This is a genomic window from Pararcticibacter amylolyticus, assembly GCF_003130405.1.
GTDB classification, from domain to species: domain Bacteria; phylum Bacteroidota; class Bacteroidia; order Sphingobacteriales; family Sphingobacteriaceae; genus Arcticibacter; species Arcticibacter amylolyticus.
This window is the reverse complement of sequence record NZ_QEAS01000002.1, coordinates 109,289-124,804: the sequence shown is the minus strand read 5'-3', so window position 1 is coordinate 124,804 and position 15,516 is coordinate 109,289. Positions and strand designations below refer to the sequence as shown.

11 protein-coding genes and 1 riboswitch are annotated in these 15,516 nt (G+C 47.0%); of the genes, 2 read left to right on the top strand and 9 right to left on the bottom strand.

What is annotated here, in order from left to right; all coding sequences use genetic code 11:
* Positions 1–9: 9 nt before the first annotated feature.
* The 4 genes from DDR33_RS02965 to DDR33_RS02950 form a co-directional block, all read right to left on the bottom strand.
* Positions 10–1,848, bottom strand: a complete 1,839-nt coding sequence (locus DDR33_RS02965) for a UbiD family decarboxylase (protein ID WP_109414278.1) — start codon at positions 1,846–1,848, stop codon at positions 10–12.
* A gap of 325 nt (positions 1,849–2,173) precedes the next feature.
* On the bottom strand, positions 2,174–3,121 hold the full coding sequence (locus DDR33_RS02960; protein WP_109414277.1) for an aldo/keto reductase: 948 nt from the start codon (positions 3,119–3,121) through the stop codon (positions 2,174–2,176).
* A gap of 97 nt (positions 3,122–3,218) precedes the next feature.
* Complete coding sequence (locus tag DDR33_RS02955; RefSeq protein ID WP_109414276.1) at positions 3,219–3,674, bottom strand: NUDIX domain-containing protein; 456 nt, start codon at positions 3,672–3,674, stop codon at positions 3,219–3,221.
* A 38-nt stretch (positions 3,675–3,712) separates the two neighbouring features.
* Entirely contained in the window at positions 3,713–4,885 is a 1,173-nt protein-coding gene (locus DDR33_RS02950; RefSeq protein WP_109414275.1) for a DUF5009 domain-containing protein, read from the bottom strand.
* A 139-nt stretch (positions 4,886–5,024) separates the two neighbouring features.
* On the opposite strand from DDR33_RS02950, the gene nagA reads away from it, so the two are divergent.
* Positions 5,025–6,134 carry an N-acetylglucosamine-6-phosphate deacetylase gene (nagA, locus tag DDR33_RS02945; protein ID WP_109414274.1) on the top strand — a complete coding sequence of 370 codons (1,110 nt, stop codon included), beginning with the start codon at positions 5,025–5,027 and terminating at the stop codon, positions 6,132–6,134.
* Between the two features lie 70 nt (positions 6,135–6,204).
* Here the strand turns inward: nagA and DDR33_RS02940 are convergent, their stop codons facing one another.
* The 5 genes from DDR33_RS02940 to DDR33_RS02920 form a co-directional block, all read right to left on the bottom strand.
* Positions 6,205–6,828 carry a DUF1684 domain-containing protein gene (locus DDR33_RS02940; RefSeq protein WP_109414273.1) on the bottom strand — a complete coding sequence of 208 codons (624 nt, stop codon included), beginning with the start codon at positions 6,826–6,828 and terminating at the stop codon, positions 6,205–6,207.
* A 14-nt stretch (positions 6,829–6,842) separates the two neighbouring features.
* Positions 6,843–8,393: a SusD/RagB family nutrient-binding outer membrane lipoprotein gene (locus DDR33_RS02935; protein WP_109414272.1), complete on the bottom strand. Its 1,551-nt coding sequence runs from the start codon at positions 8,391–8,393 to the stop codon at positions 6,843–6,845.
* A gap of 12 nt (positions 8,394–8,405) precedes the next feature.
* Positions 8,406–11,681 carry a SusC/RagA family TonB-linked outer membrane protein gene (locus DDR33_RS02930; protein ID WP_109414271.1) on the bottom strand — a complete coding sequence of 1,092 codons (3,276 nt, stop codon included), beginning with the start codon at positions 11,679–11,681 and terminating at the stop codon, positions 8,406–8,408.
* A 268-nt stretch (positions 11,682–11,949) separates the two neighbouring features.
* Positions 11,950–12,048: riboswitch (SAM riboswitch) on the bottom strand.
* 151 nt (positions 12,049–12,199) lie between these two features.
* On the bottom strand, positions 12,200–13,441 hold the full coding sequence (locus DDR33_RS02925) for a metallophosphoesterase (RefSeq protein ID WP_109414270.1): 1,242 nt from the start codon (positions 13,439–13,441) through the stop codon (positions 12,200–12,202).
* Between the two features lie 251 nt (positions 13,442–13,692).
* The gene (locus tag DDR33_RS02920) at positions 13,693–14,601 is read right to left on the bottom strand and encodes a LysR family transcriptional regulator (protein ID WP_109414269.1); all 909 of its coding nucleotides are present in this window, start codon (positions 14,599–14,601) and stop codon (positions 13,693–13,695) included.
* An 88-nt stretch (positions 14,602–14,689) separates the two neighbouring features.
* On the opposite strand from DDR33_RS02920, the gene DDR33_RS02915 reads away from it, so the two are divergent.
* The gene (locus DDR33_RS02915; protein ID WP_109414268.1) at positions 14,690–15,412 is read left to right on the top strand and encodes a class I SAM-dependent methyltransferase; all 723 of its coding nucleotides are present in this window, start codon (positions 14,690–14,692) and stop codon (positions 15,410–15,412) included.
* The last annotated feature ends 104 nt before the right edge of the window (positions 15,413–15,516 follow it).

The following is a 15,516-nucleotide window of genomic DNA, read 5'->3' as shown; positions in this document are numbered from 1 at the left end:
TGCTTCTTTTTAAATAACTCCATAGAGAGATCCACCTTTCTCTCCAAGCCGGTCTACCCTCCTTTCAACATCCGGATCTTTAATCAGCTCGGGTGCGTGATGTGGTTTCTTTCGTGCATCTATAATAACGGGACCTTCACATCCCCAGTGTTTATACCTCGTAAAACTATTAACACCGTAAATATCATGAGACGGATTGCTGCGGGTAAATGTTATCCAGACCAGGTTGTTTACAGAGGCCGTAGCAAAGTCAGCATCGTCACATAAAACGATCAGAGCCAGTCCTTTTAGGTCTTCCTTCCTCAATTGCTCGTTGAGGATACCTATTTCTTTTTCAGTCTTTTCCTCATTCTGGTAAGCTGGCGCTTCAATAGCGGCTATACCCGGCAGGGCCAGTTTAATGCCGCTAAAAACAGAAGGAATAGTCAACGCAGCAGGCAGCTCTCTCCATAATTCCCTCTTCTTCTCTCCCGCTGCTGCAAAAACGACTTTTGACCCTGAATTTAAAGCTCCGCCTGTATAATCAAGCGTATCAATTGTTGTATTGGTGTGAAAATGGAGGTCACTTCTGAAGTCCATCCTTTCGAGTACATGTATTAGGAAGCCGCCAATATCGTGCGTATGCAGTGAAGGATCGTCTTCTTTCGCTGAGATGAACAGGTATTTAGCGAGGCTTAACTGGTTTTTTCCTAATATATGATTCGCTATCGTCAGAATCTCCTGCGGTTTGCGTTCTGCCAGGTATGGGGTGTACCGTTCACTTCCGATGGCAAACAGTAAGGGGTGAACACCGGCCGCATCCACAGCATTTACTTCATGTAAGCCCGGAATTTCCGAAGGAATAGCTGAACCCGTGATCTCGTGGATCAGCGCGCCAAAGCTGGTATCCTCCTGGGGAGGCCTGCCGACTACGGTAAATGACCATACCGGATTTTTACGGTGATACACCTTATGAACCTTCATTAAGGGGAAAGGATGAACGAGGCTGTAATAGCCAAGGTGGTCTCCAAACGGTCCTTCCGGTTTATTCGCATAAGGCTCGACCGTTCCTGTAATCACGAAATCGGCGTCTGCGGAGATACAAAATCCTTCCTCATCGTAAAAATAGCGGAAACGCCTGTTTCCTAGTGCTCCTGCAAAAGTCATCTCAGAGAGGCCTTCGGGCAAAGGCATAACGGCCGAAAGCGGATGAGAGGGCGGCCCTCCCACAAATATACTCACCTTCAGGGGCTGGCCTTTAGCATTTGCTTTAGTCTGATGCACACCAATGCCCCGGTGGATCTGGTAATGCAACCCCACCTCTTCGTTCAGAACATATTCGTTTCCGCCAAGCTGGATCCGGTACATTCCCAGGTTCGCATTCATGATGCCGGGCTTATCGGCATCCTCGGTATAAACCTGTGGCATGGTCACAAAAGGGCCTCCGTCCATCGGCCAGTTTACAATTTGCGGCAGCTCACTGATCTGCGTTCTTCCGAAATTGATGGGAGCGTTACGCCCCGTCTTCATCGGAAGCGCGGAAAGGGCCGTCAGACTAACATCAAGATATTTAAACGGATTTTTGATAGCTTTCACCGGATCGGTCTTCAGATCTACCAGGATCTTGATCTTTTCCAGGGTGTCCCTGAAGATGAACTTCGAACGGTCAAGTGTTCCGAACAGGTTGGAAACCGCCGGAAAACGGGAACCTTTGACATTCTCGAAATAGAGAGCCGGTCCTTCATTTTCGAATACACGGAGATGAATGGCGGCCATCTCCAGGTACGGATCTACTTCTTCCCTGATCCTGATCAAATGCCCGTTATTCTCCAGATCGTTTATGCAGGTTTGCAGACTATTATATCCCATTGGAGCCAAAGGTAAGAGTTCGCTCCGAAAATCTGAACATTTGATTGTGGTATGGGGTTATATAAAAGGGAGGATGATTTATAGATCATAAGGATCACGCTGCCATCTCTGTGGCACCTCTCTGCCGGGTGAGAGCACGTTGACAGCAGGGTGAGAGCACGGTGAGTGCACCCTTTTGCAGGAAAAGGTGCACTTACCGTGCTCTCATGGTTCTCTCACTGAGCCCTCATCCCGCACAGCGGCAGCACAGGGGTCGCAACCGGTTCCTTTAGTTCTGCAAAGCTTCCTCCTTATGAGGCAGAATTAACCTCCGGTTCCCCTGATTTCACCAGGCGCTGGCCCTGTTGAGTGATTCCAGATCAGACTCATCCAGTTTCAGTGTTGCCGACTTTGCAATGTCTTCCAGTTGTCCGGTGGTGGTAGCGCTGACAATCGGAGCGGTGATACCCGGATGGGCTATCAGCCAGGCAAGAGAAACCTGTGCCGGGGTTGCATGGTGTTTTGCAGCTATTTCATCCAGGGTCGCCAGGACATTCTTACCCTTCCCTTCCAGGTATTTTCTCACTCCCTGTCCGCGCGGACTCTTCGAAAGGTCTGCTTCGGTGCGGTATTTCCCGGAAAGGAAACCGCTGGCAAGAGAATAATAACTGATCACGCCGATGCCATATTCGTTTACTATAGGTTCATATTTGCTTTCATAGCCTTCCCGTTCGACAAGATTGTATTCCGGCTGAAGGCTTTCATATCTGGGCAGGCCTTTTTCGCTGGCGTCAAGCGCTTCCTTTAGTCGTTCGGGACTGAAGTTAGACGCTCCAATTACCCTGATTTTTCCTTCGCTGATCAGTTTCGCATATGCTTCGAGGGTTTCTTCAACCGGTACCGAAACATCATCATAGTGAGACTGGTACAAATCGATATAGTCTGTTTGCAGGCGCTTCAGGGATGCCTCTACAGCTTTAGTGATATATTCCTTTGATAATCCTTTCTGGCCGGGGCCCATCTCGGAGCCGACTTTTGTAGCCAGGACAACCTTGTTCCTTTTGCCGCTTTGTTTCAGCCATTTGCCGATAATGGCTTCCGACTCTCCGCCGGTGTTGCCGGGCACCCAGCGGGAGTATACATCCGCCGTATCTATAAAATCAAAGCCCAGATCTAAAAAAGAATCCAGCAGCCTGAATGAAGTGCTCTGGTCAGCGGTCCAGCCAAAAACGTTACCACCGAAGCATAAGGGAGATACTTCCAGTTCTGAATTTCCAAGTTTTCTTCGTTCCATTGTACGTATGTTTTGTACAAAATAACTAAGGCTAAACCGGATTGTTCAACACCTGAATGTCATTTCACTGAGATTTTGACAGAGGGATCTCTGTAAGCTACAGAGTGGATTCTTTCCACCTTTTCTTTACCGCTTCTATCGCCTTTTTATCCGTCAGAAACGTCACATCGGAGGATTGCAGGGCGTGAAGATTTCGCCAGCGGAAGGCCTGGCGGAACTTGCTTCCTTCAGGGAAATCAAAAGGAAGTTCGGAGCTGGCAAGCTGTACCGGCGACAATGGTTTTACAAGGTAGTAAATACTGATGATCTGGCTTTCGTTAAATGCTGATTTCTCAAAGAAATCGGTGGTATACAGGTGATCCTTTATTTCGATCTGGAAACCACACTCTTCAAAAAACTCGCGTTTAAGGGCGTCTATAAGCCCTTCGCCATACTCTAATCCTCCGCCGGGAAACTTGGTAAGATATACACCTTCGTGTTCCTCATCACTCAGGAGCACTTGCTCCTTCTCATTTATTAATAGCCCGTAGACACGAACGTTAAACAGAAACATGCGGCAAATGTAATGGAATTTATCATGATTTTAAGCGCCTATATTTTCAGCCGGAGCTTTTTCTTTTCCATTTTTTTAACGAGTACGATAAGTAAAAAAGATATAGACAACGAGCGCAGGATGCCTGGCAAGCCGGAATTTAAAACAGCAGGATACCAGAAACCGGCCAGGTCAAAGATGAAATAAAGGATGTAAGGCATCAGGTAGCAGGTAAGCGTGCTTGTTCCTGCCGCGCTGATCCAGCTAAACCAGTCCTGCTTTTTCTTTATGTCAATCAGCCAGATCATGCCGGCAAAGAAGAGGATGGCGATACCGGAACAGATCGTTACCCAGGCTGGTGTAGCCATGATCTTGGAGATGCCCCCTGCATAAGGGCGGATGAAGAACCCGAGCGCTGTCAATGCTACTGCAGTTCCGGCCAGCAGGGACCATAGTGCTTCCTCCCTGTTCCGTTCGGTGAGAATTGAGTACATTAGGGAGACGAGGGCGCCCAGCATGATGAGCATGATGCTGGAAGCGTCGCCTACCACCGGGATATCAAAAGGCATGAGCTGAAGATGAGATGTAATATTAATTGCCAGGAACAGCATTGTGGCAGACAGGTGAAGATAAATATTCGCCCTGATCACTGTGAAAACTACTGCACTCACGAGGTATGCCCAGCCAATGATGCCCAGGATACCCCACCATGATGGCTCCATTCCATGAGTTTGCCCGCCTTCTCCCCCTTTGTACAGCAAAGCCATTGTGATGAGGGCTGCAGCGCCAAGGGATATCAGCGCATATTTCAGTATTTTGTTGATGGCCAGAGGATAATCCAGCCAGACAAGAAAAAAGCTCAGAGTGATCAGCAATCCCCATATTGCCTTCGGCAGCATAGATTCGTCGCTATAGCTTTCCATATTTACATGGTAAAAGCCCATCACTATCAGGGCAAACGAGCGGGAAAAGATGTGATAAAAGATGCTGATAAAGGAATCTCCCTTTTGAATGCGCTTTCTTAGCGCCCAGGGCATCGAAAGCCCGACAATGAAAAGAAAGGTCGGAAAGATAATGTCAGCAAAACCCATTCCGTCTTCATCAGCCTGCGTGTGTCCGATCCAGGACGGAATGTTATCTACACCTGCTACATCGTTAACGAAGATCATCAGGAACATCGTGATCGCCCGGAACACGTCAATAGACAGGAGGCGCTTAGGGAGGTTAGTCATTTTGCTGGTATTCAAGTCTTATAAAAGCAGAACAAGATAATAAATTTCCTCTATAGAATATTTTCAATGGCTGAGGAGAGATCGAATTTATCTAAGTTTACTAAAGAGAAGTTTATTTTAGTGACATTTAAAACCAGATATGAAAACAGCGTTTATTAACGGTACAATCTATACCGGGGACGGAGAAATTCAGGGAAAAGCCCTGTTATGTACCAGGGGGGAAATTGAGGGATTTACAGATCTCTCTTCCGTTCCTGAAGATTATACTATCATAGATTGTAATGGAAAATATATAGCACCCGGATTACTTGATCTCCAGATCTACGGAGCCGGAGAGTATTTGTTTTCGCAGGCGCTTTCCCGCTCTTCCCTTGAAAGTATCTCCGATGCGATTACCGCGACGGGAACAACAGGTTTCCTGATCACCCTGGCTACCAATACCCTGGAAGTGTTCAGGAAAGCAATTGAGGCAGCCAGAGGATTCTCCCATCCCGCCTTTATGGGGATTCATCTGGAAGGACCCTATATGAACCCGGCGAAACGGGGAGCTCACGTGCTCGGGTATATCAGGAAGCCGGATATGAAAGAAGTTGAAGATCTGATCCGGTACAGTGATGGATTAGTTAAAATGATCACCCTGGCTCCTGAAATGACAGACCCGGCGATTATTACCTTCCTGGAGCAAAATGGAGTAACGGTGTCTGCCGGACACAGTAATGCTACATTTGAAGAGTCGCAGCAGGCTTTTGCAAACGGTATCAGAACATCCACACATCTTTTCAATGCAATGTCGCCGCTGCATCACCGGGAGCCAGGTTTACCAGGAGCCTTGTTCGGGGCGAAAGATGTCTTTGCAAGTATTGTGGCAGACGGTATCCATGTTGCCTTCCCTGTGATTTCCATTGCGAAGAAGATGATGAAAGAACGGCTTTTCCTGATTACAGATGCCGTTACAGAAACACTGGCAGGACCGTATGTTCACGTAGAAAAAGAAGATCGCTTTACTTTACCTGACGGTACGCTTTCGGGCTCTAAACTAACTCTTTTAAAGGCTGTTGAGAATTGCGTGAAGCATGCAGATATACCCCTGGACGAGGCTTTGAGAATGGCATCTGCCTATCCGGCACAGGTGATCGGAGCGCCGGACCGCGGAAAGATCCGGGAAGGTTATAAAGCAGATATCCTGGTGTTCGATGAGGATTTCAAGCCGGATATGGTGTTCATTAACGGGGAAGAACAAAAACGATAAAAAAACAACCGGCAGGCTCCTTTTGAAAAAGAACCTGCCGGAATAACGATTTGCATATTAAATGGTGTGCCTATCGGGCATCCCTTTGTTTCTTTTCCCCGGTATATTGCTTCTCTCCTGCCTTCACTGCTAAAGAAAGATCATTTTCTTCCGGAGGGACGGGGCAGCGGTAACCGGAACTGTATGCGCAGTATGGATTATATGCCCTGTTGAAATCGATTGTGATGTTCCCGTCTTTGATATCGCTGGTTTTGACGTCTATATATCTTCCCCCGCCATATGTCTCCGTGCTGTTGGTCTGGTCGGTGAACGGAAGAAACAGATAGTCCTTATATTCAGCGTTAGACGCCAGAGCAATATTCCTGTACAGCGTAAGCTGGCGGGACTCGCCGGCCAGCGTGAAGCTGAGTGTTGCATAGCGGATAAACTCCTTACTGGTTCCGTCGAAAGTGGGCATCTTAAAAGGTTTCTGGTCTTCGGGAAGCGTCACTTTTGCCTGTACCCTGAAGTTGCTGTCGGCCTCATAAAAATGCAGGTTTTTCAGGTCTTCTTTCTTCAGGGGAGAATGCTGATCCTTCAGGAAACCTTCCAGGTACTCCTTGCGGTAGCGGGCTGCTTCCTTTTGAAAATCCTGAGCGAAAGCGGCGGCGGCCTGACACAGGCAAGCCACCACTAAAAGATATTTTAACTTCATTATTATTCCTGATCTTATTTATTCCACCACAAGGCTGTCTCAAGGTTGTCCTGTCCCTGTCCGGCAAGCGCCTGCTGGTAATTTTCCCTGTTTACACTCTGCTCCCTGAGGGGGTAATATAATCTTTTGGGGATCCCGTTTCCAAACAGTGGTTCAAAACGATACTCCTGGACACCGGTATCAGTCGTACGCCGCCATACCAGGTCGCCCGGTTTCACCAGGAACAAGGGGTAACCCGTCCTCCTGATCTCGCTCCAGGCTTCCTGCCCCTGCATATACAAAGCAAGGTATTTTTGGGTTAAGACGTTCTCCTTATTTGCAGCGGGGAGTTTAGACAGGTATTCTGAAACCTTGTCGGCACTTACCCCCCACTTCTCCAGTGAGCGCTGCACGCCGCTCCTGTAAGAAGCATCATTCCAGTTATCATGCTCTGAACGGAGGAAGGCTACCTCTGCATATTCCATCAGAACTTCGCCATAATCTGCTGCGTTTACGGCTGTACCGGGAAGACTGATGTCGGTCGGGCCGTTTACCCCGGCAACTGAAAGCGGCAGTCCGTAAGGCTGGCCGATGTACTCGTTCCGGGCGTTTGGAAGCGCGTAAATACTCAGGCGCGGATCCGCGAAGTTGAACGGCCCGGTCTCCCCCTTCAGGACATTGATGAGAACGTGCGATACCGCGTAGTCCTTACGGTTTGCAGTCACTGTTGCCCGGTAAAGAGGGGCTTCATTCGGAGCTGCCGGTAAATATTTAAATACGGCATTGTCTTCGTTTCCTGAAAATACTCCCTTTTGAACGGCATCGGTAAAATGCTGCTCAGAAAGCTGCGGAAGCTTGGTCTTTATCCGCGTAGCAACTCTCAGGCGCAGTGAATTAGCGAATTTGGCCCATTTTGCATTGCTTCCTTTATAAATAATGTCTGAAGCGCCAAAGGTGGTTGCCGAAGGCGTTTTTAAAAGGGTGTCGCCTGCAGCCTTGAGTTCGTTCAGAATATCGGTGTAGATCTTTTCCTGGCTGGCATAAGCAGGGGTGTAATTTTCCTGGATTTGCTGTAAAGCTTCGAAATCAGGGTCGGAGTTTCCGTAGGACTGGTAAGGGACTGAGCCGAAAGCATCTGTCAGGGTCTGAAAGATGTATGACTTCAGTATCCGGCTGATGGCAATCTGGTTGGCATTCGTTCCTGCTGTTCCGGCAGCGGCTACATTCTTTGTCTGCTCACTGGTGTTCAACTGGATTATTTCTTCCAGGTTATTAAGCGTCTTGTATGAATTTGACCAGAAGGTGTTCAGATCGCCTGCTGAGATGCTGTACCTGGACTGATCGGTGTAAATGTTCTGACTATAATACTGGGAGAAAAGCATAGCTCCTTTAAGGGAGAATGTTTCACCACGAAGGTTATCCACGAGCTGTTTTTCTGCAGAAAGCAGAATGGTCGTTGTAGGTACGATAGCCGCTTTGTTGGGGTCGGTATTAATATCTGTTAAGTCTTTGCAGGACGACAATCCTGTAACGAGTACAAGTGCTGCCGCTGCTGTTTTGTATATGGTGGAAAGATTATTTTTCATCACTCTGAGCTTTTAAAATTTGAAGTTTAAGTTTAATCCGAAAGTTGCCGGAACGGGCAGGTTCCCTCCTTCTATTCCCTGAACGTTTCCTCCGCTGTTGGTTATTTCAGGATCTATATACTTGCTTTTTGTGTAAATGTTCCAGAGGTTACGTCCGTAGAGACTAAGGTTAACCTGGCGAACCGGGGCATTCTTAAGATTGAAATTATACCCGAGGGTTACTTCCCGTAATTTTACGAAAGTGGCATCAAACACGCTGAAGGTGGTGGGGCCATTGTATTCGTTCCTAGCCCAGTTAAGAGCGGAGATACGTGTATCATTCGGGCTGGTATTGCTTACCGTGTAAGTTCCGTCGGCATTGAACTGAACATTTCCTTTTACTCCGTCTACAATGATGCCGTCTTCCCGGACATTATTGGCGGCAGTACGTTCGAGCACACCGGAATACATCCCTACCTTATAGGTCTGGGAGAAAAATTTGCCGCCTACCCTGCCGTCTACCAGGAAGCCAAGATTAAAGTTTTTGTATCTGAATGAGTTCTGAAAACCAAAGAGGTAATCCGGCAGGACGCTCCCCAGGGGCACAAGTTGTTCTGTCCTGGCATAGGTACCGTCGGCTTGCACCAATCGCTGACCATCAGGAGCATATACAAAATCATAGCCCATAATCTGGCCATAAGACTGACCTTCTTTTGCCACGAGAGTTACCAGTGTGTTGCTGAGTTCCAGGGTATTAACGTCCTCGTACAAGTTTTCTACCTTATTCCGGTTTTTAGACCAGTTAAGGGTACTGTTCCATTCGAAATTGTTGTTTCTCACAGGACTTGCACCGAGTGTGACCTCGATCCCCTTATTAGTTATCAAACCGGCATTCAGATATTTGCTGTCATAACCGAATGCAGGAGATAAAGGAATTGGGATCGTCTGATTCCGGCTTTTATTGTCGTAGACGGTTACATCGATGGAAACACGTCTCTGTAAGGCCTGTATGTTTAAACCCGCTTCCAACGACCTTGTTAATTCCGGCTGGAGGTTGGCGTTATTCAGAGTGGAGGGCAATGAATACACCGGACTTCCGCCAAATGCCTGTCCGGGCTCATATACCTTCGCAAGTCGGTAAGGTTCCGTATCATTCCCGGCGTCAGCCCATCCTAACCTCAGTTTTGCAAAATCGAGCCATGTCCATTGCTTGAGTGCGCTCAGTTCACTAAACACAAAGCTTCCGGTAACAGAGGGGTAAATGAATGAAAAGTCCGACTCAGGAAGGGTCGAAGACCAGTCGTTTCTGACAGTGCCTTCCAGGTAAAGCATATTCCTCCATCCCACAGAAACACTGCCAAATAACGAGTACATCTTTCTATGAAATTCGTTTGAATTTGTTGCTACAGAAGGAGCATTCCTTAGATTATAGTAGTTGGGAACGATAAGTCCGCCCTGGGTAATCACATCGCTGATCCTACCGCGCTTGTTCATGATATTTCCTCCGGCAATTGCGTTAATGGAGAAATCATTAACGTTCTTTTTTGCCAGCGCAAGAAATTCATAGTTCAGTTCGCTGAAATTATTAAAATATTCTTCGTAATTCGATTGTGACCTCGAGTAAACAGCAATTCTATCCTGAAAATCATAGTGGTAAATATCTGCGTTTAATTTACCTCTCAGTTTCAGCCAGTCAGTAGCATCCAGCTCAAGGCCTATATTTCCGAACACCCGGTCGCGGTTTTCCTTCAGATAACTCTCGTAAGCTGACCAGTAAGGATTGTCTATAAAACGGGTGGCTTCAGCTGCCGGGGTATTCAGATAGCCGGTCCGGTTCCATGCACGCGGAGTTCCGTCGGGCCGTTTATATTCTTTCAGTCTGTCGTAATCTACCTGCACCTGGCCCCATTGAAACGCTTCCAGCATGATATTCCTGTTAGATGCTCCCGTCCATGGACGTCCTGTAGTTTTATTTTTGACATAGTTAATACTGGAGGAAGCGTTCAGCTTTCCAAACCTGGAAGAGCCGGAAGCGCTGATTGTGTTCCGGTTGAGACTTGAATTCGGAACTGTACCGCTGACATTTTTATTTGTATAAGAGAGTCTGTAAGTCGTCTTCTCACTTCCTCCACTGATAGACAGGTTATTAGTATTAGAAATTCCTGTTTCGAAGAAGGATGTTACGTCGTTTTTAGGGTAGATCCAGGGCTGAGGATTAAGATAATCAGCAGGATATTCCGGATCGAGATTGTACCAGTGCAGGACGGGGGTACCGTCCAGGCGCGGGCCCCAGCTTTCGTCGGCTGCATAATCGACAATGTTATATTCTGTGCCGTTTATATTCGCTTTCTGAAATTCGTTCGAGTACCCTCCACCATATAGTTTCTGACGTTTTGGAAGGCGTACTATTTTTTCCAGTTCCACTCCTGTTGTAAAAGAAAGATCCGTCCGGTCACCGGTTTTTCCTTTCTTTGTCGTAATAAGGATGACCCCGTTTGCAGATCTTGTACCATATAAGGCTGAAGCTGAAGGGCCTTTTAATACCGAAATATTCTCAATATCGTCGGGATTCAGGTCCTGGATCATATTGCCGATGTCCTTTCCTGCGCTACCATTTTGCGTAGGGGAAGTATTCAGGTCGGTGTTGTCTATAGGGGTACCATCTATTACATATAAAGGCTGGTTGCTACCGTAGAGGGAGGTGATTCCCCTTAATGTTACCCGGGTCGATCCCCCCATGTTTCCTCCTGATGATATCACCTGTAACCCGGCGATCTTTCCGGAAATGGAACTAAGTGCGTTAGTTGGCCGGGTGGCAAGTGCCTGTCCGCCAATGTCCTGAACTGCATAACCAAGGGCTTTTTTTTCTCTCGGGATATTAAGCGCCGTCACTACCACCTCAGTAAGGTTGTTGTTTGACGGGCTGAGACGTATATTAAGTAAAGTCTTCTGTCCCACCTTAAGCTCCTGGGTATTAAACCCGATATAGGTGAACACCAGGATAGCGTTCTGATCCGGCACCGAGATATTGAATTTACCTGCAGCATCAGTCGATGCGCTGATATGTGTATCTTTCACCTTTACAGAAACACCCGGGAGAGTTTCCCCGCCTGCATCCGTTACCGTTCCGGAGACGTGGATTTCCTGCAATTTGACAGGACTTTTAAATAACTCTGCGGGTGCCGTGCGCGCAGCCCGTATTGCACCGGGTATATAAAGACAAAAGGCAAAAACAAGGATTGAGGCATAATGTGTTCTTCTGAGGCCATAGGTATTCAGCCTCAACTTCCAATAGTTAAAGTATGTCATGTTGATTGATTAATGAATGTTCTGTTTTTTGATAATGTGTTGTTTCCTGACTGCCGTACGTCAGCAGATCATCGGAGAGGCTTGGGGTGACTTACAACAGGCATGCATGGAATTGCCCGTCATGGGATAGTCCCGGTAATGGGACCAGGAAGGCTTGACTGATTTGATTACTGCTTCTGTTTTCACTGTGTTTACTGGATAAGTTTTCATAATTCTTTCTAAAAACTTACTTACCCGGAATGATTTTTAATGGACAAACAATTAAAATCACTTATCTTCTCCGCCTTGGCGGACAGGAATTAGCACCTTGTTATTACAGGTTGCCAAGATTTCGCAGGGCCTTTCCCTCCATCTTTCTGGATAAGCAAAAACTATGGTGCAAATATACTAGTAAATCTAGTAATTCTATAGGGTATTGGAAAAATTAGAAAGAGATGACTTTTGAGCTGTTCCGGCTCACAGTGATGAGAGGATCGGCCCCCCCTCTCAGATGCTGAAAAATGAAGTCTTTTTTGCATTTATGTCAGCTCGAAAACCGTAATCTCGGGGAGAATCCCCACCCTTCCCGGATATCCAAGGAAACCAAAGCCGCGGTTTACATACAATTTCTGGTTTCCGGCTTCATACAGTCCGGCCCACTGCTTGTACACCCACTGAACCGGACTCCATTTAAGACCGGGCAGTTCAAAGCCAAACTGCATACCATGTGTGTGGCCTGAAAGTGTCAGGTCGATATCCGGATATTTTATTCTCACCTCTGCTTCCCAGTGGCTTGGGTCGTGACTCATTAATATTTTAAACGGATAGCTTTCCGATCCCCTGTATGCTTCTGCCATCCTGCCGTACTTTGGAAACCCGGCCTTCGCGCCCCAGTTTTCAATCCCCAGCAGAGCCATCCTGTCTCCGTTGCGTTCCAGCTCCACATGTTCATTCATCAGGAGCCTCCACCCCAGCTCACTGTGCACATCTTTCAGACGGCTCAGATTGTCCGCTTTTTCCCTGGCTTTTTCGCCCTGTGGGTTTATTCCCCAGTAATAGTCACCATAGTCATGGTTCCCCAGTACGCTGTATACACCCAGGGGGGCCTTCAATCTGCTAAAGACATCCATGTAATTTTCCATCTCTACCGCCCTGTCGTTTACCAGGTCGCCCGTGAACAGGATCAGGTCTGGCCTTTCCTTAAGGATCAGATCGATTCCCCTGTTTACTTTTGCTTTATCCTGGAAACTGCCGCTATGAATATCGCTGATCTGAACGAAGCGCATTCCTTTGAGTCCCTGAGGGAGCTTCGGAAAATGAAGCTTTATCCTCCTGATCCTGTAAGCGTATTTATTTCCGAATCCATATACCAGTGAAAGAAAAAGCCCGGTGCCCAGTACAAGCCCCACAATCGTAACAATAGCGCTTCTTGGAACAGAATCGTGTGCTCCTCCCTGAAAAGAAAGGATGATCCATGTAATGAGCCTGCGGATATCGTCAAGCAGGAACACCGCCGAACTGACAACTTTTGAAAACACAAGCCCTATGACCACAGCAAACAAATAGTTGCTGAACCTCGTAAACCTGACAGCCGACTGGAGATAAGGAAAAAGAAGCACAGAAGCCAGAGTGCCTGCAGACATCAGGGCGTATACGATATAAATTCCGGTTTTTACTCCGTCCCATTCTGACAGGAACAAGGAATTTAAAGCGGTAAATACATAAAGGTCTAAAAGTAATATAAGCGCAATAATGACCCAGCGGGACCCGGTTCTTCTCATTTATCTATGCGGCATTTAATTTTTTATGCCCGCCGCAATATTATGGATTATCCGGTATATTACCCTGATATTTAGCTGCGAACGGAATTTTATTTCATTAGGCTGACTTACCAGGCTATCCCGTAGTCTTCACCGTGGTTGCTGACATCACTGTCCATTTCTTAGGGTCAAGGGGCGAAGCGCATTCCGAAATACAGGCCGGTACACAGTTCCCACTTATCGTAATAAAAACTACCTTGACTAATTCCCGCTTAATATTTTTTCTTTGTGCCTTCTGCAGGAAGCGGATCTGCATAATTGCGGATAAACCATTCCAGTACCTTGCTCTCACTTGCGTTGTGACATGCCAGCACCACCTCCGTACTCACAGGGATCTCCGGAAGTTCAATAAAGTCAACTTTCAAATGGGTATACTGGTGTTTTAAAGAGACCGGCAGCACGGATACGCCAAGCCCTCCTTCTATCATCTGGAGAATCGAATATACGTTATTAGCTTCATGCGTAATGTCAGGAATAAAGCCAAGCCTGTTACACACCTCCGCCAGCTTCTCGTTGTAATGAGGTGCAAACTCATTATCAAAAGATATGAACGGGCTCTTCCGCAGATACTCAACCAATGCTTCCCGCTTATGTGTGTCAACCGCCAGAGAAGGTACAACCAGCATAAAAGGATCGTTAAAAAGGCTTTTTACTTTCAGCTTCGCCGATGGCACCGGCGCCCTTAATATCCCCACATCCAGTGTGCCTTTCTCGAGGTTTTCTATCTGCGCCCTGGTAGGCAGCTCATACAAGGAAGTTCTTATGTAAGGGAAGACCACCCGCATAGCCTTCAGCACCTCTGCCAGATAAGATTGATAGACCGAACTGATATACCCGATCCGGAATTCGCCGCTTTCGTTTTCGTGAATTTTCCTAACGGTGTTTTTGCACTCTTCAAGTTCGTTCAGGATGAGGTCTGTTTTAGTTTTCAGGTATTTGCCGGCATCTGTAAGCGTCACTTCTTTATTATTCCGGATAAACAACACGGCTCCCAGTTCTTCTTCCAGTTCTTTTATCTGGCGGCTCAGCGGAGGCTGGGAGATATAAAGCTTATTCGCAGCCCTGGTAAAGTGCAGTTCTTCAGCCACTGTGCGGAAATAGATGAGATGCCTGAGTTCCATAATACCTTAAAGGTATCAATAATTGACAGAAAATGTATTTTCAGTGCATAGTTAATCCCTTTACCTTTGATAAAAAACAAACCGCACGATGAAAACAGATTACACAAGCAAGGCCACAAACGAAGAGATCAGGGCCAGATTCGATCAGGATGTAGAGCGTTTTTCGAATCTCGACACTGGCCAGAAAACCATCATCGATGCACCCCTCATGCTCGAACTTTGTACGGAAGCAGCTATGTATGTTAACCCGCAGGCTAAAGAACTGCTGGATGTCGGCTGCGGGGCTGGTAATTTAACGCTCAGGATGCTGAGCAGGATTCCGGGACTGAACTGTACGCTCAACGACCTGAGTTTGCCTATGCTTGAACGGGCGAAAGTCCGGGTGAGCGGACAAACTACCGGTCAGATTACGCTTATCCAGCAGGACATGAGAGATCTGGAACTTCCCTCAGATCAATTTGATATCATTCTCGCTTCTGCTACCCTGCATCACCTCCGGGATGATGCCGACTGGGAAAATATGTTTCAGAAGTTTTACAGAATATTAAAACCAGGCGGAAGTATCTGGATCTCGGACATCGTGACGCAGGAGGCACCTGTACTGGAGCGCATGTTCCAGAAAAGGTTCAGTGATCATCTTGAATCAATTGGCGGTCCGCAGTACCGGGATCATGTACTGGAATATGTTGATTATGAAGATACTCCGCGTTCTTTGAATTATCAGCTCGAACTGCTTCGCAAGACAGGTTTTTCATATACAGAGATCCTTCATAAGAATTCAAATGTGGCTGCTTTTGGCGCAATTAAGTAAAAGCGACTAACGGTTCTGCTCCTCAGGCAAAGAGCACAGGGCAAACAATTCAGCGTTTTCCGCCTTTATTATCTGGAAACAGATATTACTATGAATACGAACGG

Coding starts and splice junctions, on each gene's coding strand:
- DDR33_RS02920 (WP_109414269.1), bottom strand. CDS start 14,601: ATGGAACTCAGGCATCTCATCTATTTCCGCACAGTGGCTGAAGAACTG.
- DDR33_RS02935 (WP_109414272.1), bottom strand. CDS start 8,393: ATGAAAAATAATCTTTCCACCATATACAAAACAGCAGCGGCAGCACTT.
- DDR33_RS02930 (WP_109414271.1), bottom strand. CDS start 11,681: ATGACATACTTTAACTATTGGAAGTTGAGGCTGAATACCTATGGCCTC.
- DDR33_RS02940 (WP_109414273.1), bottom strand. CDS start 6,828: ATGAAGTTAAAATATCTTTTAGTGGTGGCTTGCCTGTGTCAGGCCGCC.
- DDR33_RS02955 (WP_109414276.1), bottom strand. CDS start 3,674: ATGTTTCTGTTTAACGTTCGTGTCTACGGGCTATTAATAAATGAGAAG.
- DDR33_RS02960 (WP_109414277.1), bottom strand. CDS start 3,121: ATGGAACGAAGAAAACTTGGAAATTCAGAACTGGAAGTATCTCCCTTA.
- DDR33_RS02925 (WP_109414270.1), bottom strand. CDS start 13,441: ATGAGAAGAACCGGGTCCCGCTGGGTCATTATTGCGCTTATATTACTT.
- DDR33_RS02965 (WP_109414278.1), bottom strand. CDS start 1,848: ATGGGATATAATAGTCTGCAAACCTGCATAAACGATCTGGAGAATAAC.
- DDR33_RS02915 (WP_109414268.1), top strand. CDS start 14,690: ATGAAAACAGATTACACAAGCAAGGCCACAAACGAAGAGATCAGGGCC.
- nagA (WP_109414274.1), top strand. CDS start 5,025: ATGAAAACAGCGTTTATTAACGGTACAATCTATACCGGGGACGGAGAA.
- DDR33_RS02950 (WP_109414275.1), bottom strand. CDS start 4,885: ATGACTAACCTCCCTAAGCGCCTCCTGTCTATTGACGTGTTCCGGGCG.